Origin of the sequence: Bradyrhizobium sp. I1.14.4, from assembly GCF_050435825.1 — a bacterium.
Lineage (GTDB): Bacteria > Pseudomonadota > Alphaproteobacteria > Rhizobiales > Xanthobacteraceae > Bradyrhizobium.
The window spans coordinates 70,278-90,741 of sequence record NZ_JBNDLA010000025.1 but is presented as its reverse complement, the minus strand read 5'-3'; the positions used below and the strand labels follow the sequence as shown (position 1 = coordinate 90,741).

The 20,464-nt window shown below is 64.7% G+C and carries 18 protein-coding genes; 2 read left to right on the top strand and 16 right to left on the bottom strand.

Annotated elements, in window-relative coordinates:
• The first annotated feature begins 110 nt into the window (after positions 1-110).
• Positions 111-1,463 carry an aminotransferase class III-fold pyridoxal phosphate-dependent enzyme gene (locus ABIB78_RS32010; protein ID WP_429031964.1) on the top strand — a complete coding sequence of 451 codons (1,353 nt, stop codon included), beginning with the start codon at positions 111-113 and terminating at the stop codon, positions 1,461-1,463.
• On the opposite strand, the gene ABIB78_RS32005 is transcribed toward ABIB78_RS32010, so the two are convergent.
• The 10 genes from ABIB78_RS32005 to ABIB78_RS31960 form a co-directional block, all read right to left on the bottom strand.
• A complete protein-coding gene (locus ABIB78_RS32005; RefSeq protein WP_429031962.1) occupies positions 1,449-1,766 on the bottom strand; it encodes a hypothetical protein in 318 nt (105 codons plus the stop codon). The two genes, ABIB78_RS32010 and ABIB78_RS32005, sit on opposite strands and share 15 nt — an antisense overlap.
• On the bottom strand, positions 1,763-3,787 hold the full coding sequence (locus ABIB78_RS32000; RefSeq protein WP_429031960.1) for a tyramine oxidase: 2,025 nt from the start codon (positions 3,785-3,787) through the stop codon (positions 1,763-1,765). Before ABIB78_RS32000 ends, ABIB78_RS32005 begins: the two co-directional genes overlap by 4 nt.
• Positions 3,788-3,851: 64 nt before the next feature.
• Entirely contained in the window at positions 3,852-4,871 is a 1,020-nt protein-coding gene (locus ABIB78_RS31995; RefSeq protein ID WP_429031958.1) for a branched-chain amino acid ABC transporter permease, read from the bottom strand.
• A gap of 5 nt (positions 4,872-4,876) precedes the next feature.
• On the bottom strand, positions 4,877-5,743 hold the full coding sequence (locus ABIB78_RS31990) for a branched-chain amino acid ABC transporter permease (protein ID WP_429031957.1): 867 nt from the start codon (positions 5,741-5,743) through the stop codon (positions 4,877-4,879).
• Positions 5,744-5,759: 16 nt separating this feature from the next.
• Positions 5,760-6,458 (bottom strand): ABC transporter ATP-binding protein, encoded by a 699-nt coding sequence (locus ABIB78_RS31985; RefSeq protein ID WP_429031954.1) that lies wholly within the window; start codon positions 6,456-6,458, stop codon positions 5,760-5,762.
• Positions 6,445-7,197 carry an ABC transporter ATP-binding protein gene (locus tag ABIB78_RS31980; protein ID WP_429031952.1) on the bottom strand — a complete coding sequence of 251 codons (753 nt, stop codon included), beginning with the start codon at positions 7,195-7,197 and terminating at the stop codon, positions 6,445-6,447. Before ABIB78_RS31980 ends, ABIB78_RS31985 begins: the two co-directional genes overlap by 14 nt.
• 165 nt (positions 7,198-7,362) lie before the next feature.
• A complete protein-coding gene (locus tag ABIB78_RS31975) occupies positions 7,363-8,679 on the bottom strand; it encodes an ABC transporter substrate-binding protein (protein WP_429031949.1) in 1,317 nt (438 codons plus the stop codon).
• A 39-nt stretch (positions 8,680-8,718) separates the two neighbouring features.
• Entirely contained in the window at positions 8,719-9,807 is a 1,089-nt protein-coding gene (locus tag ABIB78_RS31970) for a CobW family GTP-binding protein (protein ID WP_429031947.1), read from the bottom strand.
• Positions 9,807-11,474, bottom strand: a complete 1,668-nt coding sequence (locus tag ABIB78_RS31965; protein ID WP_429031944.1) for an amidohydrolase — start codon at positions 11,472-11,474, stop codon at positions 9,807-9,809. Before ABIB78_RS31965 ends, ABIB78_RS31970 begins: the two co-directional genes overlap by 1 nt.
• A 1,103-nt stretch (positions 11,475-12,577) precedes the next feature.
• Entirely contained in the window at positions 12,578-13,252 is a 675-nt protein-coding gene (locus ABIB78_RS31960; RefSeq protein ID WP_429031942.1) for a response regulator transcription factor, read from the bottom strand.
• A 233-nt stretch (positions 13,253-13,485) separates the two neighbouring features.
• On the opposite strand from ABIB78_RS31960, the gene ABIB78_RS31955 reads away from it, so the two are divergent.
• Complete coding sequence (locus ABIB78_RS31955) at positions 13,486-14,688, top strand: serine hydrolase domain-containing protein (protein WP_429031939.1); 1,203 nt, start codon at positions 13,486-13,488, stop codon at positions 14,686-14,688.
• A 33-nt stretch (positions 14,689-14,721) separates the two neighbouring features.
• Here ABIB78_RS31955 and ABIB78_RS31950 read toward each other — a convergent pair whose 3' ends face one another.
• From ABIB78_RS31950 to ABIB78_RS31925, 6 genes are all read right to left on the bottom strand, one after another.
• The gene (locus ABIB78_RS31950; RefSeq protein ID WP_429031937.1) at positions 14,722-16,125 is read right to left on the bottom strand and encodes an amidase; all 1,404 of its coding nucleotides are present in this window, start codon (positions 16,123-16,125) and stop codon (positions 14,722-14,724) included.
• Between the two features lie 82 nt (positions 16,126-16,207).
• On the bottom strand, positions 16,208-16,969 hold the full coding sequence (locus ABIB78_RS31945) for an SDR family NAD(P)-dependent oxidoreductase (protein ID WP_429031935.1): 762 nt from the start codon (positions 16,967-16,969) through the stop codon (positions 16,208-16,210).
• A gap of 63 nt (positions 16,970-17,032) precedes the next feature.
• A complete protein-coding gene (locus ABIB78_RS31940; RefSeq protein WP_429031934.1) occupies positions 17,033-17,743 on the bottom strand; it encodes an ABC transporter ATP-binding protein in 711 nt (236 codons plus the stop codon).
• Positions 17,733-18,452, bottom strand: coding sequence for an ATP-binding cassette domain-containing protein (locus tag ABIB78_RS31935; protein ID WP_429031931.1), 720 nt, complete (start codon positions 18,450-18,452; stop codon positions 17,733-17,735). The genes ABIB78_RS31940 and ABIB78_RS31935 overlap by 11 nt, the downstream gene beginning before the upstream one ends.
• Before the next feature lie 3 nt (positions 18,453-18,455).
• Positions 18,456-19,529, bottom strand: a complete 1,074-nt coding sequence (locus tag ABIB78_RS31930; protein WP_429031929.1) for a branched-chain amino acid ABC transporter permease — start codon at positions 19,527-19,529, stop codon at positions 18,456-18,458.
• A 13-nt stretch (positions 19,530-19,542) separates the two neighbouring features.
• Positions 19,543-20,409 carry an ABC transporter permease subunit gene (locus ABIB78_RS31925; protein WP_429031926.1) on the bottom strand — a complete coding sequence of 289 codons (867 nt, stop codon included), beginning with the start codon at positions 20,407-20,409 and terminating at the stop codon, positions 19,543-19,545.
• Between the last annotated feature and the right edge of the window lie 55 nt (positions 20,410-20,464).

The following is a 20,464-nucleotide window of genomic DNA, read 5'->3' as shown; positions in this document are numbered from 1 at the left end:
GAGCGAAGTGGGTACCGGTTCGCGTGAAGAAAACGCGTCAAAACTCGAATCTGGAGCCCCGTTCCGATTCCATCGGAACGGAAAAGGCTCCAGCCGGACGGAGAGCGATCATGCGCGACAGAAACTTCCTGGTTGAGAACAACGCCAAGCCGATCTGGCACCCGATGGCCCATCCCGCCGAGATGCGGGCGCAGCCGCCGCGGATCGTGATGAAGGGCGACGGCGTTCACGTTACCGACATCGACGGCCAGACCGTGATCGATGCGGTCGGCGGGTTGTGGAACGTCAATCTCGGCTACAGCTGCGATCCGATCAAGCAGGCGATCGCAGACCAGCTCAGCGCCCTGCCGTATTACTCGGGCTTCCGTGGCACTTCGAGTGGTCCCTCGATCGAGCTCGCCTACGAGCTCACGGAATGGTTCAAGCCGGAAGGCATGGTTCGCGCCTTCTTCACCTCGGGCGGTTCGGACTCGGTCGAGACCGCGCTGCGGCTGGCGCGGCAATACTGGAAGATCAAGGGCCAGGCCGACCGCACCAAGTTTCTGGCGCTGAAGAAGGGCTATCACGGCACCCATTTCGGCGGCGCTTCCGTCAACGGGAACGCCAATTTCCGCCGCAACTATGAGCCGATGCTGCCCGGCGTATTCCATATCCCCGCGCCGTCGAGCTATCGCAATCCCTTCAACGAGACCGATCCCGGAAAGCTCGCGCAGCTTTGCGCGGCGGCGATGGAAGAGGAGATCGCATTCCAGGGCGCCGACACCATCGCCGCGTTCATCATGGAGCCGGTGCTCGGCGCCGGCGGCGTGATCGTGCCGCCGGACAGCTTCATGAAGCTGGTGCGCGAGATCTGCGACCGCCACGGCATCCTGATGATCGCGGACGAGGTCGTCACCGGATTCGGACGCACCGGCGCGTGGTCGGGTTCGCGCCTCTGGGGCGTGAAGCCCGACATGATGACGATGGCCAAGGCGATCACCTCGGGCTATTTCCCGCTCGGCGCGACGCTGATCGGCGAGCAGGTCGCGGAAGCCTTCGAGACTGACACGACCAATTTCGGCTCGATCGGCCATGGCTATACTTATTCGGGCCATCCGGTCGGCTGCGCCGCGGGCCTCGCGGCGCTCGCCGAGACCCGCCGCCTCAGGCTTGACGAGAATGCCGCCGCGCGCGGCGAGGACCTCGCGCGGGCGCTGGCCGCGCTCAAGGCGAAGCATCCACTGGTCGGCGACGTCAGGGGCAAGGGTCTGATGGCCGCGCTTGAACTCGTGGCCGATCGCGACAGCAAGAAGCCCGCCGACAAGAAGACCATGGCGAAGGTGGCCGATGCCGCCTACGAGGCCGGCGTGATGCTGCGCGTCTCGGGCAACAACCTGATCCTGTCGCCGCCCCTCATCCTCACCTCGGCGGACGTGAAGGCGATCGCCGAAGGGATCGACGCCGGCCTCTCAGCGGCCGGCTGACAGCGCACTCACGCATGCCATGGCGCGCTCGAACGGCGCACCATCCGCCGCGTTGCGGTCGAGGCAGTCGGCCAGCGATGCTGCCGACATCCTCTGATCGGTGCAGAATATCCGCATGAAGTCGGCCGCGAGCGCGACCTTGCGCGGCGCGGATTGGCGCGCCCAGTCGCCGCTGCTCAGATAGAGCAAGGACGCATCGACAGCTCCACTCTCGAGCGTCGCGCCATGCGCGACTGGCGTTGTCGCCAACAGCGCCAGCAGCGCGCTCTCTATCGCTCCGATGCGATGCACGCGGCCACTCATTTGGTGTCCTTGGTGGTATCCTTGGCATTCACCATCGGCGGCACATCGAGCGCGGGATTCCGATCGAAGAAGTTGAATGGACGCAGCCGGAAGCCATGCCACAGGCCCGGCATCACCGGCCAATCCTCGGCGCGCGGCACGTGGCGGAAGCCGACCGTGTACCACAGCACGAGGTCGCGATCCTCGATCGGCCGCTTCGCCGCGGTCCATTTCGGCAGGCCATCGACCTCAGGGTTTTCATTTGGGTACTGGCCCGCGGCGTAGCGCTCGTCCTTTGCGTAGGCCGAGGCCCACAGCGTGTAGGCGCTGAAGCCTGCGCGCAGCTGGATCGGATCGTCCTTGGCGAGCAGCGAGACGTCCGAATGGCCCGGCATCAGCTGATAGCTCGTGCGATAGCCGCGGCTGTTGGTCTTGCCCGTACTTTCGATCCTGAACTGCGCCGCGCTCAGCGGCGTCGTGATCGGGCCTTCGGTCGCGACCGGCCTGGTGTCGACCTGCCAGAGACTCTTGCGCTGACCCTGGTCGAGCCGCCGCACGCTGAAGCGGTCCTCGACCAGCCGATTGCCGGTGCCGTCGACGTCCATGTCGATTCGGAACGTCATGTAGTGATCGTGATTGACCGCAAGCAGCCGCTCGTCGACCAGCGTTCCGTAAGCCGTATCCTGCGCGGCCGTCGGGTCGCTCAAATTGCGGCTCGCGACGCCCTTGGTCGCGTCGATGCCATAGGCGCCGAGCCGGACATCGATATTGCCGGCACGGTCGAACACGTAGTCCACCAGATAGTCGTAATTGCCGACCACCGGCGCCATCCGCACCACCAGCTCATTGTTCGGCCGCACCTCGGCGGTGTTGTTGATCAGCTCGCTGTGGCGCCAGATCGGATCGCCGGTCGCGCGCTCGAAGATGCAGACCGCGCCTTTGGAAACAACCGGATTGCCCTTGGTGTCCGAGATCGTCAGGTCGAGGAAATGCGCACCCTCGGGACAATCCACGCCGCGCTGCAATTCGCTGGAGAGCACGCCGAAGCCGTATTCGCCGATATCCATATAGGCGCGGAACGACCAGGTCGGCGACGGGTCCATATAGGGCACGAACATCTCGCTCGCCGAGATCTGGTAGGCGATGTCGCGGAACGTGCCGTGGTCGTCGTAGCGGATCAATGACAGCACGGCACCGACGCGTGGCTCGAGACGAACATGGAACGACCAGTTGTCCCAGCGGACCTGGCCGCCCTCCACCTTCACATTGCTGCCGTCCGGCGCGGTGATATCGATCGGCTTCGGCGGCTTGCGGTATTTTCCGGAGTCGGCATAGGCGTGCGACGGCGTCTGCGGCGGCGGCGGCACCACGCCGAGATCAGTCACCGACAGCACGGTCCTGCTCTTGAGATCGACCTGGGCGAACAGGTTCTCGATCGGCTTGCCCCAGAGGTTGTTGGCGGCGCCCGTCGTGTCGACGCAGGGAACGTTGAGCAGGCGGCGGCCTTTCATAGCAGGATTGGTCACCGGCCCGACCGTCAGCGGCAGGCACATGATATTGCGGAAATCGGTGATGCCGCGCTTGGCCATCGCGGCGACCCAGCGCGGGTCCTGTTTCGGCAGATCACCGGCTGACATCAGCTCGTCGATGGTCAGCGCGGCCTCACGATCCCTGATCTCGTCCCAGCCGAGCAGGCTGCGTGCGGCAAGATCGATATGCGCTTCGCAGAGATGACCGCCGCTCAGAAGCGTCGCGTTGGCGCGGCGCGCGAATGGCTGCCCGGGCCGCCACGCCCGCACCCCGTCCTTGGGATCCTCGTCGACCGTCATGGAGACGACCCGCGCCGCGTCGTCGAGCTTGCCGGCGGCGCGGAGGATTTCGGAGACCGAGCGGATTTCGTCCGTCGTCAGCCCGTCCATTGGGTGCGTCGCGGCCGCCTGCGGCCACATCCTCCGCTCGGCCTGCGCGGGCGGAGGCGCGGCCAATGTCACCGCGACCAGGCCGGCCAATGCGCATGCGTTCACCCGGAATATCAGAGCCATTCCGTCTTCTCCTCAAGCTGGGGCCGTCAGAATACAAGCAACGGTGGCGGCGTGAAGGCCTGCCTCATCCGGTAACCCGTTCCGACGCACCCGGCAGGATCGCGGCCGCGGCCGGGCGCGGCGAAGCGCGGTGCACGTCCAGCAAGCGCACGCCGAAGCGATCGCGCAAGGCCGGCCAGATGCCGCGCGGCGCCACAATCATCACGACGACGGCGATGATGCCGAGCCCGACCAGATACCAGCCGCCGGACAGGCCGAGCGGGCCGGTCATCAGCTCGCGCAGGCCGAAGAAGATGATAACGCCGAGGATCGGGCCCTCGAGGGTTCCGATGCCGCCGATGATCACGATGAACATCATGTAGACCGACCAGTTGACGTCGAATGCCGCAAGCGGCGCGATGAACAGATTGCCCATGAAGCTGAGCGCGCCTGCAAGCCCGCATCCCGCCGCCGACAGCACGAAGGCTATGAAGCGATTGTGGCGGACGTCAACGCCGACGCTCATCGCGGCGAGATCGTTGTCGCGCACGCTCATCAGCCCGAGCCCGAAGCTCGACGTCATCATTTTGTACAGCGCCGCGATGGTGACGAGCGTCAGGCCTCCCGCGAGCCAGAACATGGTCGGCTCGAACCAGTCGAAATCGATCAGTTTGCTGGTGGCGAGCGGCAGCCCCGACGTGCCGCCGACGGCCTGCGATTTCATCGTGAACGCGCCGATGATCTCGGCGAACACCCACATCGCGATCGAGAAATAGGCGTCGCGCAGGCGGAACAGCGGAAAGGCGATGACGGCCGCGACGGCAGCCGACACCAGCGGCGCCACCGGCAGCACCCAGACCGGCGTGACCTCGAGCCAGCCGGACGTCAGGAACAGCGCATAGGCACCGAAGGCGATGAAGACCTGGTGACCGAGCGACACCAGCCCGGCATAGCCCGCCAGCAGGTTCCACATCTGCGCCATCGTCAGCAGCAGCAGGCACTCGGTGGCGAGCCGCAGGATGCCCTCGTTCAGCACGAAGGGCGCACCGGCGACGACCGCAACGAGAACGGCGGCGCAGGCCAGGAGAATTGTCCGCGTCGGCATCGGCGTCACACCCTGCTCGACACGAGACCCGACGGCCGGATCAACAGCATAATGAAGAACAAGAGATGCGCGTAGAGCAGCCCGGCGTTCGGATCGATCTTCAGCCCGATCAACTGCGCCATGCCGAGCGCGATGCCGCCGAGCAGCGCACCCCAGAACGAGCCGAGCCCGCCGAGCACCACGACCTCGAAGGCGATCAGCAACCGCTCGGCGCCCGAGAACGGCGTGAAGCTCGAGCGCACCGCGAGCAGCACGCCGCCGATCGCGCCGAGCGCCAGCGACAGGCCCATCACATAATTATAGACCCGGTCCGGCTTGACCCCGGACAGCCGGACGATGTCGCGGCGATCGGCGGTGGCGCGCACGATCCGCCCGAACTCGGTATGGCGCAGCACGAGTTGCAGCGCCATGAACAGCAGTGCGGCCAGCACCAGCGTGAGCAGCGGCATGATGCCGATGCTGAGGCCGGCAATTTCGAGGCTGGCGCGCGACAGCTCGCCGACCTGGAGGCTGCGCACGTCGGCGCCGAACATTTCGACCATGACGTTGCGCAGGATCACCGAGACGCCGAAGGTCAACAGCAGCGGCGACAGCGGATCGGGCGACGTCACGACCCGGTTGACGATGGCCGCCTGGTAGAGCCATCCGACCGCAAACGACAGCGCGATCACCGGAATCAGCATCAACAGCGGCGAGACTTGCGGAAACAGATTGGCGAGCAGCACGGCGCAGAACGCGCTCAGCACCATGAACTCGCCATGCGCGATGTTGACGACGCGCATCACGCCGAACACCAGAGCGAGCCCGATGCCGAGCAGGCCATAGAGCCCGCCCAGCAGGGCCCCATTGATCAATGTCTCAACCCAGATCATGTCGTGCCAATCCTGGCTAGTTACCGAAATAAGCGTGCGTCAGCTGCTCCGGCTGCAACCCTTGCGCCGGGCCGGTCAGCGACACCCGCCCCTTCAACAGGCAATAGATCCGCTCGGACGTCGCGAGCGCGCGCTTGACGTCCTGCTCGACCAGCACGACCGCGGTCCCCTCGCGGCGGATGTCGGCAAAGGAGCGATAGATCTGCTCGACCACGACGGGCGCGAGCCCGAGCGAGATCTCGTCGCACAGCAGAAGCCGTGGATTCGACATCAGCGCGCGGCCGATGGCGGCCATCTGCTGCTGGCCGCCGGAGAGCTGCCCTGGAACCATCCGCCGCCGCTCTTCCAGGATCGGAAACAGGTCGAACACCCGCCGCAGCGTCCAGCTTCCCTTGCGCCGGTTGACGCTGCCCATCAGCAGGTTCTCCTCGATGGTCAGCGAGTCGAACAGCAGCCGGCCCTCCGGCACCATGATGAGCCCGAGCCGCGACACCTGTTCGGCGGGCATCTGCGAGATGTCGATGCCGTCGAAATGCACTGCCCCTTGCCGCTCCTCGTTGAGCCCGACCAGCGCCTTCAGGAACGTCGACTTGCCGGCGCCGTTGGCGCCGACCAGCGCCACCGCCTCGCCGTCCGCGACCGTGAAGTTCATGTCGAATACGGCCTGGAGATCGCCGTAGAATATCTGCAGGCCGTTCACATCAAGCAACGCCATCGGCCTTCAATCCCATGTAGATCTCGCGCACCACGGCGCTGTCCATAACATCCGCCGGCGGACCTTCCAGCACCTTGCGGCCGAAATCGAGCACCAGGATGCGATCCGACACCGCGCGCAGGGCGTGCGGAATATGCTCGATCCAGATCATCGCATGATCTGCTTTCACCGACTGGATGATGGCGACGAGACGCTCGACCTCGGGCTCGGTCAGCCCGGCGGCGATCTCGTCGAGCAGGATCAGCTGCGGCTTCGAGGCCAGTGCCTTGGCGAATTCCAGCCGCTTGCGGTCGATCAGCGGCAATGCGCCGGCGAGCTTGTCCGCCTTGGCGTCGAGCCCGGTCCGATGCAGCACCTGCATCGTCCAGTCGGACGCCGCCTCGCCATGCAGGCCCGCGCCGTAGGACGCGGCCACCAGCGCGTTCTCGTAGACCGACAGATGCGGGAACGGCTGCGGGATCTGGAATGCTCGCCCGAGCCCCATCCGCGCCCGGCGATGCGGCGAGAGGCCTGATATCTCCTTGTCGTCGAGCATGATCGAGCCGCAGTCGGTCGCGAGCAGGCCGACGATGAGGTTCAGCAGCGAGCTCTTGCCGGCTCCGTTCGGGCCGATCACGCCGAGGCATTCGCCGCGCGCCAGATCGAAGCTGACGTTGTCGGCGACCACGATCTCGCCAAAACGCTTGCACAGTCCGCTGACGCGCAGAAGTGCCGGGCGATCACTGATGGGCTTCGGCACGATCAGTATCTCCGCAAACTCGTCATGCCCGGGCTTGTCCCGGGCATCCACGTCTTCATTTCGGCAAGAAGAAAGACGTGGGTGGCCGGGACAAGCCCGGCCATGACGGTGCCAAACGGTCCGTTCATTCCAAACGCGATAGCCGTGCGCAGAAGCGGTGCCATCTCAGGCCAGCTTGGAGAGCAGCGCGAGGTCGGCCTGCTTCGGGATAAACGGCGCGGTTCCGTTGTGCACGATCAGCAGCTCGTATTTCGACTTGCCGCCCTTGGTCTTGCGCCATTGCCCGCCCGACAGCGAGGTCACCGCGACACTCTTGATCGGGCTGTCCTTGAACTTGACCCGGCCGACGACGGTCTCCATGTCGAGTCCGGCGATCGCATCGCGCAGCGAGTTCTTGTCCTTGGGGTCGCTGTTCTGCAGCGCCGCCAGCGCGACCTCCCAGAGCGCGTGGGCATAGCCGATCGGCTGGGTCCATTGCTTGCCGGTGGTCTTTTCCCATTCCGCGGCCAGGTCGCCCGCGCTCTGCCCGGTCAGCGACGACTTGAACGGATAGGCCGGCGTCCACCACACCTCGGTCGACATGCCGTCGCCCCGATCGCCGAGCGCGTTCACCGCGCTAGGGAACAGGAAGGCGGCCGCCACCGTGCAGATCTGCGGCTTGAAGCCGGCCTGTGCCGCTTGATTCCACAGCGTCACCCAGTGATTGCCGTAAGTGAATCCGGAGACGATATCGACGCCGTTGTTCTTGAACGCCGAGACCTGGTTGGTGAAGTCGTCCGTCGCGATCTGGAATTTGCCGGCAGAGAATTCCTGATAGCCGGCTTTTGCGATGCCGCCGGGCAACCCGACCTTCGGATCGGAGAACGCCTGTCCGGCCGGGTTGTCGATATAGAGCGTACCGACCTTCTTGTTGGTGTCCACCGATTGCCACATGCCGAGGAAGTTCTTGACGACGTCGTCGGCGCCCCAGAAGAAATGGAAGCTGTAGGGGAAGCCCTTGTCCGGCGTCGATTTGCGCGGAAACATCCAGCCCTGCCACGGCACCATGGTCGAGATCGAGGGTATGGCCCGAGCGTCCGAAAGCTCCTGCACCGGTGCCTGCGCGTCGCCGTCCTCGACCAGGATCAGGTCGCATTTCTCGCGCAGCACCAGTTCGCTGGCGACCACCGACGAACGGTTCGGATCGGACTGGTTGTCCTTGAACACGAATTCGATCTGATAGGTCTTGCCGCCGATCTTCAGGCCATCCTTCACGCGCGACTTGATGCGCTCATGGATCCAGGTGTCCGGCTCGGCAAACGGCGCGCGCACGCCGGAGAGGCATCCGACCCAGCCGATCTTGATGGTGTTGCTGGCAGCACGGGCGATATTGACCAGCGGCACGTTCATGGCGGAGGCGAGACCGGTAGCGCCGGCCGCTTTCAAGAGCGTGCGCCGGTCGAGCCGGCCGGAGGACGGTATCGTCTTTGAATTCTCGGTCATGTCCCTCTCCCTGAAACAATTGTCTGAAGTAAGCGCCGCCTAGGCCGCCGATCGCCGGATCGCCGCACGGCTCACCGCCGCGAATTTGCACAATGTGTTTTCGATAATCTGGCGCGGGATGCCGCGCACGATGAAGACGAGCCGCGAGCGCCGGTCCGCCGACGGCCAGCCCTGCAGCGTGATCGGCGGATGGAAGACGTGCTGCACGCCATGCACCACAATTGGTGCATCGGGCTGCTCGGCGACATGCACGATCGCCTTGAAGCGCAGCAGGTCCTCGCCCTTGAGCACGGCGACATAATCGAGCCAGCGTGCAAACGCCTCACGCCGGATCGGCTCGTCGATGATCAGGCTGTAGGACGACACATCAGTGTCATGCGCGTGGTGGCTGTGGTGGCCGCACTCCTCGCCATCGCAATGGTGGTCCGTATTGTCGTGCGGTGCGTTCGCCGCCTGCGATGCCAGATCGAACCAGCGCACGACATCGGCTGAACGGGCCGACGGATCGAACAACCCGGCATCGAGGACTTTTGCCGGGTCGACCATTCCATTCCGGACGTGGTGACGAACCGCGAGCGGATTGATCGCAGCGAGCCGCGCGTCGAGCCGCGCCAGCGCGTCGGCGGCGGCAAGGTCGGTCTTGGTCACGAGCAGCCGGTCGGCGACCGCGATCTGCCTGACGGCTTCGCTGTGCGCCTCGAGGGTCCGCGCACCGTTCACGGCATCGACGGTCGCGACCACGCCGTCGATCCGGTAGCGGCCAACGACGCCGGGCGCCGTCATCAGCGTATGCAGCACGGGCACGGGATCAGCGAGCCCGGTGGTCTCGACCAGCACACGGTGGAACGGCGGTATCGTGCCGGCAGCGCGGCGTGACGCAAGGTCCGTCAGCGTCTCGATCAGATCCTCGCGCACCGAGCAGCAGACGCAGCCATTGTCGAGCAGCGCCAGCCGGTCCTCGCTGCTCTCGACCAGGAGGTGATCCAGCGCCACCTCGCCGAACTCATTGATGATGGCGACGACGCCGTTGAGCTCCGGCTGGCGCAGCAGGTGGTTCAGCACCGTGGTCTTGCCGCTGCCGAGGAATCCGGTGAGCACCGTGACCGGGATCTGATCCACCCGGCCCATCACGCGCCCCGCTCGTAGACCTTGCGGCCCTCGAAGAAGGTCATCTCGACGCGTGTGTCTGCGAGCTGATCCGGCGGTATGTCGAAGATCATCTGGTCGAGCACGATCAGGTCAGCCGATTTGCCTGTTTCAATCGAGCCGATCGACTGGCCGAGACCGGCCGCACGCGCGGCGTCGATGGTGTAGATGTCGATCACGGTGGCGAGATCGAGGGCCTGCTCGGCCCACAGCGACTTGCCGGGAAAATCCCCAGTGGGATTCTGCCGGGTCACCATGCCCTCGATGCCTTGCCAGGGATCGGGGATCGGGATCACCGGCCAGTCTGAGCCGCCGGCCATCAGCGCGCCGGCCTCTTTCAGATCCTTGTTCGGCCAGAAGCGCTGCGCACGCTCCTCGCCCATCGCGGCCTTGTGCGCCTCGAGGAAGATGGTCGGATACCAGATGATCGGCGACAGATCGGCCGCGACACCGAGCTCGGCGAAGCGCTTGATGTCGTCGGGCGCGATGTAGCTCGCATGCGCGATCTGGTGGACCAGATGGGTCGGACCGTTGAAGCTGCGTACGACATCAACAGCGTCGAGCGCCTGCGACACGGCGGCATCTCCCGCGCAGTGGATCTTTGCGGCAAGGCCCAGCTTCTCGCAACGTCCGAGCCAGCGGATCAGGTCCGGCACGGTCAGCATGGTCGCGCCGCGGAAGCAGCAGCCGCGTACGGCATCCGCTAAATAAGGCTCGTGGAAGGCTGCGGTCTTGGCGCCCGGGACGCCGTCGAGGAACACCTTCGCATAATCGGGCTTCACATGCGCGCCGCGATACTGTTCGCGCAGCGCAAACAGCTCCTCGCCGGCCTTGCCGAACATGAAGCCCGGCTCGACCACCGGCATCGCGCAGACCGCCCAGGCGCTGAGTTCGCCGCGGTCGTCGAGCCCCTTCAGCGCCGCCATGATCGGCTGCATGCTGGCAGCGTCGATGAAGGCAGTGACGCCGTAGGCGTTCAACACCGAGATCGAGCGAGCCACCGCGGCGCGATCCATCTCGGCCGTGTAGTGACCGGAGGCCGCAAGCGCCCGCTCGACCAGGCCCGAGGCGGCCTCGATCATGATCCCGGTCAACGTCCCGGTCTTGAGGTCGCGGCCGATCTCGCCGTCGGTGGGATCAGGGGTAGCGGCCTGAACGCCGGCAAGCCGCAGCGCCGCCGAGCTCGCCCAGCGATTGTGATAGGTGTCGTCGCGCAGCACGACGGGATGCCCGAGGCACGCCGCGTCCAGCAGCGCGCAGGACTCCGCGGTGTTCATCTCGTTCAGCAGATTGTTGCCGAACTGCCCGCCGACGATCCAGGCGCCGGGCGCAGCCGCCGACGCAGCCTTGTGCAAGGTCTCGGCGATCCTTGGAACGCTGTCGGCGTTGGAGAAGCGCAGCTCGTAGAGATCGGCCTGCCCGCCCATCATGATGTGATTGTGGATGTCGACGATTCCCGGCATCGCCATCCGTCCGCTGAGATCGACGGTTGCGGTCGCCTCGCCGACCCGCGCCGCAACGTCGCGCTCCTCGCCGACGGCGACGAACCGTCCGGCCTTGACGGCCGCGCATGTCGCCCAAGGCTGCTTGCGGTTCGACGTGTAGATCCGGCCGTTGCGGAAGACCGTGTCGGCGAATATCCTGTTCATGCGGATCAACTTCTCGATTGGGAAAGCCTGCAGCGACCAGCCTTTCGCCGCGCGGTGCACAGCGGCGAACCGCGCCTGACGCCGGCATGATGGCCAAACGTTCGGCATGTCGGCATTTGGAACAATCCACCATCCGGTGGATGCTCCGCCGCCTCGCGCAATGCGGGCAGGCGGCGCCGAGCCGGAGCGTGATCACTCTATTTCGAACGGAGCAGCGGGCCCCGCTTCACCTCGCCCCCAGCGCCAGGCCGTCCTTGCGGTGGTCGGACGCACCGAACAGCCCTCCCCGCGCGCATGGTCGATGCGGATCGCCGACGATATCGTCGTCTCCAGCGACAACACGCCGTCGAAGGCAAAGCAGCGCGGCGCTTCAACTAATTTTGTTCGGCTTTTCCGAATTTAACTTGACAAGTGACCCAACTCAGATGTTCAATGTTGCCGTCTCACCCGACACGAGGGGCGGATCGCGATCGTCACGAACGCGGTGTGAGATGCGGTGGACGCCGGGCGTGCAACTGACGAGTGCGTGCAGGGCGGACGGTGAAGTCGTGTGGTCCTGACGCCCTAGTGGCAGGTGTCTTTTCGCATTGCGCGATGCGCGTTGTGAAGGCGGTGACAAGCAAGCCCAGTCTCGCCGGGGAGAGCACGAAGTAAGCCGTAGCCCATCGCGCAGGGAAAGCCGGATTGCTCCGGTTACACCTGTGGTCCTACCCCCGAGCTTTCTACCCTTTGCTCGGGGCCCATGGGTGCGATCGGCACCCGGCTTTCCCTGCGCCCTCTGTACAAGAGAGGGTGAAACCAAGAGCAAAGCTCGGGTGAAACCAAGAGCAAAGCTCGGGCGATTCATGTCGCGAGAACGCGAAGCTGCGTCCCATCCTCATCTGTCATCGCCCGGCTTGCCGCCTTCGCTAATGCTCCGGCGTGCCAGGGATTCGTGGCCTCGTCGAAGCCTTGGCGTAGAAGCCGGCGTAGACGGGACCGGGCGACCCAGTACGCCGCGGCCCATCGATTCAAGCGCAGGCGCCCCTGGAATACTGGATCACCCGCATGGGCGGGTGATGACACCGAACAACTGTTTGACAGTTGAATCAGAACACACCGCCTCAATGCGGCCGCGACATCAGCGCGACGACGGCGGAGCGGGTCTCAACGCCGAGCTTCTCGAAGATATGGATCAGGTGCGTTTTCACCGTCGCAAGACCGATGTTCAGGCACTCGCCGATCTCGCGGTTGGTTCGGCCGCAGCACAGAAGCTCGACGACCTCCATCTCGCGCGAGGTCAGGCCGTAGCGCGCCGGCTCGTCGGCATTCGACGACAGGCGGCTGGTCAGGTTGAACTCGAGATAGTCGTGGATCTTCTCGGCAATGTGCATGCTGCCGTCGGGGATGGTGCAGCCCGGCGCCCAGAGCACGCTCATTCCGGCGACGATCCGGTCGTTGCGGCGGAAGAAGAACTCGATCATGTCGGCGACACCACATTGGCCGGCGAAGGCGCGGTAGGTCGCCGCCTCCTGGGACGCGCATTGGTCGAGCGCGACGCTCAGCCGCGCAATCGGCCGGTTGCTCGCAGAGCGCGGATGCAACGGATCGAGCCGGTTCATGCCGGCGAGGTACTGGTCGTGGAAGCTCGGCGGGACGTTGCTGCTGAGCACGAAGCGGTTGAGCGTCAGGTTGCCGTCGACCTCGTAGAACGCGGTCGCCGACCCTTCGAGAATCCCCCGTGCGAACTGAATGGCTTGCGTGGTTGCCGGATCCGGTCGGCCCAGAAGCGCGATCATGACCTACCTCCCGATGTTTCCCGATGGCGAACGTCTGCGCGTCGCATGGTCGTCACGCTGGGGCAGCCGCGGGCTACAGTCAAGCAAAATGCGGGCCAACCGCACGGAGCACACATCCCGGAAACGGTTACGCTGAAGTAACCCGATGGCCACCTCCACCATCCGGTTGATTGCAAGCGACGCGGCGCATGCGGAACTTTTGCAGGTCTCCCAATGTCATTGCTGGATCAAGAATGAATTCGCGTCGCATCATGGCCGCCTTCCCATCGGCAGCCGACGAACAGGTCACGCTCGCCAACTGGCGTCAGCATCCCTTCAGCGAGTGGGCATTTCGCAACGTCCGCGAACTGCTACCCACCGCGAACATCGCACGCGCCCAGACGCCGGCGCCGCTGTCCCTTGCGCCGCGCTATCTCGACGACGTCAGCTTCGCAAACCCGCGTGGCGAGACGGTGGGCGTCGGCGAGGCACTGCGCGCGAGCCATACCGACGGCATCGTCGTGTCGCATCGCGGACTGATTGCCTTCGAATGGTATGCGCACGGCCTGACACCTGATACCCCGCACCTCATCTTTTCCATCAGCAAGTCGGTCGCAGGAACGCTGGGCGGCATCCTTGCGGACCGCGGCAAGCTCGATCCAGACGCGTCGGTGACGCGCTACATCCCGGAGATGGAGGGATCGGTCTATGGCGGCAGTTGCACGGTGCGTCACCTGCTGGACATGAGCGTCGGCATCCGGTTCGACGAGGACTACATGGCGCGCGACGGCGACGTCATGAACTACCGGCGTTCGACCGGCTGGGAGCTGCCGGATCCGACCGTTCCGCCGAGCAACCTGCGCGACTATCTGCGCACGCTGCGACCGAATGGCGCGCCGCATGGGCACACCTTCCACTACGTTTCGACCAACACCGACGTGCTCGGCTGGGTCTATGAGCGCGCCTGCGGCCTATCCTATGCGAAAATCCTCTCGCAATATCTGTGGCAGCCGATGGGCGCCGAGCACGACGCCTACATCACCGTCGACTCGCGCGGCGCGGCGCGCATCGCCGGCGGCGTCTGCGCGACACTGCGCGATCTCGCCCGCTTCGGCGAGATGATGCGCAATCAAGGGATCAGCAACGGACGACAGGTCGTGCCAAGCTGGTGGATCGACGACATCAGGCAGAACGGCAATGCCGAGGCCTGGTCGCGCGGCGACCTGACCAAGGTGTTTCCAAACGGCAATTACCGCAACAAGTGGTACACGATCGACCGGCGCGAGACGCCGTTTGCGGCAGTCGGCATCCATGGCCAGTGGATCTACATCGATCCGGCCAGCGAGACCGTGATCGCCCGCGTCTCCTCGCAGCCGCTGCCGATGGATCTCGATCTCGATCACATGTGGATGCGCGGCTACCGCGCGATCGCGGCCAGGCTTGGCGGCAAGGCCTAACCGGTTGCGACAGGCGGACGTTTGACGGCTATCTCATTCGACCGGCGGCCGCCGCGTATGCCAGTCGGTCACCGCCTGGAACGCAGCGCCGGCGCGGACCAGCATGTCCTCGGAGAGATGCGGTCCGACCAATTGCATGCTGAGCGGCATCCGGTCCGAGGCAATGCCCATCGGCAGCGTGATGGTCGGGCTGCCCGAGAAGTCGAACACCGCGGTGAAGCGCAGAATGCTCAAGAGAACGTTGGGGTCGGCGCCGTATTCGCTCATCTTCGTGAGCGTCGGGATCGGCACCGGCATCGTCGGGATCAGCAGCAGGTCGATATCCTCGAACATAGCCGCCAGGCTGCCGCCGAACTTCAGGCGCTCGTGATGGATCGCCGCAATATCGACGCCGCTTACCGACCTGCCCTGCTCGATCAGCTGGGCAAGATCCGGTCCGTAGTCCGACTTGCGCGACGGGTAGGTGTCCAGATGCGCCTCAGCCGTCTCCACCGAGCACATCGCAATCCACTGGCTGACGAGCTTCTGGTAGGGAGGGAAATGCACCTCGCGGATGTCGGCACCGAGACTGGCGAGCGTGCGCTCGGCTTGCAGCAAGGCAACCACAACCTGCCGATCGATTCCCTCCTGGGTGTACCTGCGATCAACGCCGATCCTCAAGCCCCGGATGCCATCGCCTGCCTCGGCCAGATAGTTCGGCACCGGCGCGCGCAACGCGGTCGGGTCGTTGGCATCTGCACCCGCGATGACGCCCAGCATCGCCGCGGCATCCGCAGCGCTCCGGCACATCGGTCCGATGTGATCGAGCGAGTCCGCCAACGGAAAGATGCCGTACCGGCTCACGCGACCCCAGGTCGGCTTGATGCCGGTCAATCCGCAGGTTGCCGACGGAAACCTGATCGAACCGCCGGTGTCGCTGCCGATCGATCCGTAACAGAGCCCCGCCGACGTTGCGACGCCCGATCCGGTCGACGAGGAGCCGACCCAATAGTTCACATTCCATGGATTGAGCGGCGCCTGAACGGCAGGATGGTGACTGGTATAGGCCCCCTCCGTCATCTTGAGCTTGCCGAGCGTCACCGCGCCGGCGAGTTCGAGCCGGTCCACGATCGTGGCATTGAAGGACGGCACGAACTTCGCGTGGATCGTCGTGCCGCCCGCGGTCGGAGCAAACGTCGTGTAGCAGAGGTCCTTCAGCCCGATCGGAACGCCATGCAGCGGGCCGCGCCAGATGACCTTGGCGATCTCGGCGTCGTAATGCTTCGCCTGGGCCATGGCCCGCTCCGCAAGGACGAGTGCGTAGCCATGAAACTGTCCATCCAGCTTCGCGATCCGGCCCAGGATCGCCTCCGTGATCTCCGAGGGTTTTGCCTCCCCGCGGCGGATGAGCCCGGAGATCTCGGTGATCGACTTGTAGTGCAATGGATCCGCTGACATCTGACGCCCTGTGGTTATCGGAAAATACCCGCCCGGACTACCGCCGCCGGCGGCGATCGCGTCGCCGTGCTGGTAGCCGCGCCTAGAACTGGACGCCGCGCGTCAACGCACCGTCCACCACGAGGTTGGTGCCCGTGATGAAACTCGCTGCCTTGCTCGCAAGGAATACCGCGGCGTTTGCCATCTCCTGCGGCGTGCCCATCCGGCCGGTCGGGTTCAGCGCCAGCGCGGACTTGTACAGTTCGGGATTGCCGTCCTTGATCATGTTCCAGACACCGCCCTCGAAATAGGTGTTGCCCGGCGACACGGAGTTGGCCCGAATGCCCTTGCCGGCGAGCTGGTAGGCGAGGCCCTGTGTGTAGTGGATGATCGCGGCCTTGAATGTCCCGTAAGGACCGCTGGCAAAATCGACTTCGCGCCCCGATACGCTGGCGATGGTGACGATCGCGGCCGCGGCGCTCTTCTCGAGATACGGCATCGCCGCGTTGACGAGGCGCACCGTCCCCATCATGTCGGTGGAGAATTCCTTCTCCCAGCTCTCCTCGTCCTGCCCGATCGACAGCGCGCTGACATTGGCGACCACGACATCGATACCGCCGAGCTTCGCAGCCATGTCGGCGACCCAGGCCTTCAGCGCCGGTCCGTTCGAGACGTCGACGGCAGCGCCGAACGCCGCAACCCCTTTCGCCTTGATCGCGGCAATCGCCGCATCGACATCCGCCTGGTTGCGGGCACAGATTCCGACATTGGCGCCCTCGGCCGCAAACGTGTCGGCGATCGCCCTGCCGATCCCCTTGGTGCTGCCGGTAACGAGAACCTTTGCTCCCTTGAGTCCCAGATCCATGTCCATTCCCTCCGTGATTATCGATTATGGAACGCGCACTTCCTCACCACATGGCGCGGCCGATCAAAGCAACAGCTGCGCGCGAACATTGTCCGCGTTGACCTCCTCGCCGGCCAGCGATCGCGTGATCTGGCCCTTTTCCATGATGTAGCAGCGCTGGGCGATCGCCAGGATGGTGTCGAGGTTCTGCTCGACGAAGATGATCGTCGTCCCAAGCTCGTCCCGGAACGATTTCAGCGCCTCGCAGATGTGCTGCACGATCGACGGCTGGATCCCCTCGGACGGCTCGTCGAGGATCATCAGGGACGGGTTTCCGATCAGCGCGCGACCGATCGCGAGCTGCTGCTGCTCGCCGCCCGACATGGTGCCCGCGATTTGCCGCCGGCGCTCCTTCAGGCGCGGAAAATACGCATAGACCAGCTCCGGCAGCTTCTTGCCGTCAGGGCCGCCGATCAGCTCGCCGACCTGCAGGTTCTCCTCGACGCTCATTTGCGGAAACACGTCGCGGCCCTGCGGGATGTAGCCGAAGCCGGCGCGCGCCCGCGCATCGGCCTCGAGTTGAGTCACATCCTGGTCCATGAAGGTGATGGTGCCGCGCCAGGTCTGGAGCAGGCCGATCAGGCATCGCATCAGCGTCGACTTGCCAACACCATTGCGGCCGATGACGCCGACGATCTCGCCGCGCGAGACCGACATGCTGACGCCCTGCAGGATCGGCGTCGCGCCGTAGCCCGCCCAAAGTCCCGACACGTCCAGAATGCGATCAGTGGGCATGGGTCTTACCCAGGTAGATTTCCGCGACCTTCTCGTCTTCCAGGATCGCCTCCAAGCTGCCGCGCGCGAAGATCTTGCCAAGATGCAGCACGGTGACCCGTTGGGCGACCTGGCGCACGAACGCCATGTCGTGCTCGACCACCAGGACGGTCATGCCCTCGGCATTGAACGACTTGATCAGTTCGCCGGTCTTGTAGGTCTCTTCCGGCGACATGCCGGCGGTCGGCTCGTCCAGCAGCAGGAGCCGCGGCTCCAATGCCAGCGCCATCCCGATCTCCAGCCATTGCTGCTGGCCATGCGACAGCGCACCGGCGAGCTTGCCGCTGTCATCCGCCAGATTGAGCAGCAACAGCAGCCGTTCCTCTTCAGCCACGCGTTCAGCGCCCGAAAGACGCTCTTGCAGCGCGATCTGGATGTTCTGCCGCACCGGCAGTTCCTTGAAGACGCTCGGCGCCTGCATCTTGATGCTCATGCCGCGCTGCACCCGCGCGTAGGGACGCTCGGCGGTGATATCGATGGAATCGAAAAAGATGCTGCCCGTGGTCGGCGGATAGAGGCCGACGATCAGCTTGAACAGGGTGCTCTTCCCGGCTCCGTTGGGCCCGATCAGGCAGTGGACCTCGCCGGCATTGACCGTCAGGTCGACATCGGAGACGGCGGTCAATCCGCCGAAGCGCTTGGATACGCCTTTCACATCGACCAGTGGCATGGATCAGGTCTCATCCGATTGCAAACGGCCGGTATCGGCCAGCGCGGGAGCCTCGTCACGCCGCCGGCGTCGGGTCCACCAATCGACGACGACCTTTCCGATCCCCAGCACGAACCCCTGCGGCGCCAACATCACGGTGGCGAGCAGGAGTACGCCCATCAGCACCAGCGCCGCCTGCTGGCTGTAGACCGTGATGGTCTGGAAGCCGAACAGCAGCAGGAACGACCCAACCAGGGTCGCGGTCAGATCGTTGCGTCCGGAGAACGCCACCCACACGATCGGCATTGCCGCAGCCGGCAGGCCGATGCTGGATGGGGTGATGAACTGCCCCCAGGACGTGTAGAGCGCGCCGCTGAGGCCCGCGAGGCCGCTGCCGATCACGAATGTCAGAAGCTGATACTTGCGAACATCGTAACCCAGCATCTCGGCGCGCTGCGGATTTTCCCGCGTCGCCACGATCACGTTGCCGACGCCCGAATTCACCAGCATGCGCAGCGCGATGTAGACGATCACGATCAGCGCGATCAGGACGTAATAGAGCGCAGATCCCTCGATGTCGAAGTTTCCGACGGTGAGCGGGTCCATTCCCTTCATGCCATTGAAGCCGTTCAGCCGGGCCGGACCGATATGCCATTCAGGTCCCGCGGTCTGCCCGAGGAAGAAGGCAAGCACCAGCGTTGCCGACAGCGTCACGATGCCGAAGAATATCCCGCTGATGCCGCCCCAGATCATGAAGTATCCGAGGACCCCCGCCGCGATCATCGCGATGACAACCGAGAGGACGAGCGCGGCGATGGTGGCCGTTCCCCCGCCCATGTTGATCGCGAGCACGCCATAGCCGTAGCCGGCGATACCGAAGAAGAAGGTCTGGCCGAACGACAGCATGCCGCCGTACCCCCACATCAGGCAGAGGCCGAGCGCCATGAAGATCCAGATCAGGAAGTAGGCGAAGTTGCCGACATCATAGGAATCGGCAAACAGCGGATAGATCAGTGCGCCCGCCAGCACAAAATGGAAGCAGGACCAGAAGATCTTGCCTCGTCCGAGCGTCTGCGGACCGTCGAGCAGCTTGAACATCCAAAATTCCCGTCTAGCGCCCACGGCGAACCAGCACGCTGGATAGTCCCTCGGGCAGGACACGTATGATCAGGATGACGGCAAACAGCATGCCGATCTGTCCGATGATCTGTCCGTAGCTTGCATTCAGTGCCATCCGGATCATCGCCAGAAACACCGCGGCCGGTGCGGTTCCGAGCAGCACATTCGCGCCTCCGATCACCACCGTGACAAAACTCTCGACCACGAAGGTCGCTCCCATGGTCGGAATCAGCGTCATGGTCGGCGCGTAGAGCGCGCCACAGAGTCCCGCGAGCGCCGTTCCGATCCCGAAGCTGATCGAATAGATCCGTCCCGTGCGCGCCCCGAGTGCCTTGGCCATCGCCGCGTTCTGCATCGTTGCGCGCGCGATCACGCCAAAGCGCGTCTTCATGAAGATGATATAGAGCCCCGCCAGCACCGCCACGGCACAGCCGAACAGAACAAGGCGGTAGGTCGAGAACGTGTAACCACCGATCGCAAAGCTTCCCTCCGGCGTGCCGATACCGCGCACCGCGGAGCCAACGATCAGCAGCATCGATTGCGTCACGATCAGGCTGAGGCCCCAGGTCGCGAGCAGCGAGTCGAGCGGACGCTTGTAGAAGCGCCGCACGATCAGGAACTCGACGATGACGCCAAGGATTCCTGCCGTCAGCGCGGCCAATATCTGGGCGATCGGCAGCGGTACGCCGAGATTCACAAGCCCTACGGTCACATAGGCGCCGCACATGATGAACTCGCCATGCGCCATGTTGATGACGCCCATCATGCCGAACACGATGGCAAGGCCCGCCGCCGACAGGATCAGGAACGCGAAGACGTCGGCGAACTGATAGAATACCGAGAAGAGTTCAGCCGACATTCCTGTCTCCCTGATCGCGGCGCCGCAGCATTGCGGCGCCGGTTCGGTTCAAAGC

Coding starts and splice junctions, on each gene's coding strand:
- ABIB78_RS31950 (WP_429031937.1), bottom strand. CDS start 16,125: ATGTCAGCGGATCCATTGCACTACAAGTCGATCACCGAGATCTCCGGG.
- ABIB78_RS32010 (WP_429031964.1), top strand. CDS start 111: ATGCGCGACAGAAACTTCCTGGTTGAGAACAACGCCAAGCCGATCTGG.
- ABIB78_RS31935 (WP_429031931.1), bottom strand. CDS start 18,452: ATGCCACTGGTCGATGTGAAAGGCGTATCCAAGCGCTTCGGCGGATTG.
- ABIB78_RS32005 (WP_429031962.1), bottom strand. CDS start 1,766: ATGAGTGGCCGCGTGCATCGCATCGGAGCGATAGAGAGCGCGCTGCTG.
- ABIB78_RS32000 (WP_429031960.1), bottom strand. CDS start 3,787: ATGGCTCTGATATTCCGGGTGAACGCATGCGCATTGGCCGGCCTGGTC.
- ABIB78_RS31930 (WP_429031929.1), bottom strand. CDS start 19,529: ATGTTCAAGCTGCTCGACGGTCCGCAGACGCTCGGACGAGGCAAGATC.
- ABIB78_RS31995 (WP_429031958.1), bottom strand. CDS start 4,871: ATGCCGACGCGGACAATTCTCCTGGCCTGCGCCGCCGTTCTCGTTGCG.
- ABIB78_RS31940 (WP_429031934.1), bottom strand. CDS start 17,743: ATGCCCACTGATCGCATTCTGGACGTGTCGGGACTTTGGGCGGGCTAC.
- ABIB78_RS31945 (WP_429031935.1), bottom strand. CDS start 16,969: ATGGATCTGGGACTCAAGGGAGCAAAGGTTCTCGTTACCGGCAGCACC.
- ABIB78_RS31990 (WP_429031957.1), bottom strand. CDS start 5,743: ATGATCTGGGTTGAGACATTGATCAATGGGGCCCTGCTGGGCGGGCTC.
- ABIB78_RS31985 (WP_429031954.1), bottom strand. CDS start 6,458: ATGGCGTTGCTTGATGTGAACGGCCTGCAGATATTCTACGGCGATCTC.
- ABIB78_RS31965 (WP_429031944.1), bottom strand. CDS start 11,474: ATGAACAGGATATTCGCCGACACGGTCTTCCGCAACGGCCGGATCTAC.
- ABIB78_RS31960 (WP_429031942.1), bottom strand. CDS start 13,252: ATGATCGCGCTTCTGGGCCGACCGGATCCGGCAACCACGCAAGCCATT.
- ABIB78_RS31955 (WP_429031939.1), top strand. CDS start 13,486: ATGAATTCGCGTCGCATCATGGCCGCCTTCCCATCGGCAGCCGACGAA.
- ABIB78_RS31970 (WP_429031947.1), bottom strand. CDS start 9,807: ATGGGCCGGGTGGATCAGATCCCGGTCACGGTGCTCACCGGATTCCTC.
- ABIB78_RS31925 (WP_429031926.1), bottom strand. CDS start 20,409: ATGTCGGCTGAACTCTTCTCGGTATTCTATCAGTTCGCCGACGTCTTC.
- ABIB78_RS31975 (WP_429031949.1), bottom strand. CDS start 8,679: ATGACCGAGAATTCAAAGACGATACCGTCCTCCGGCCGGCTCGACCGG.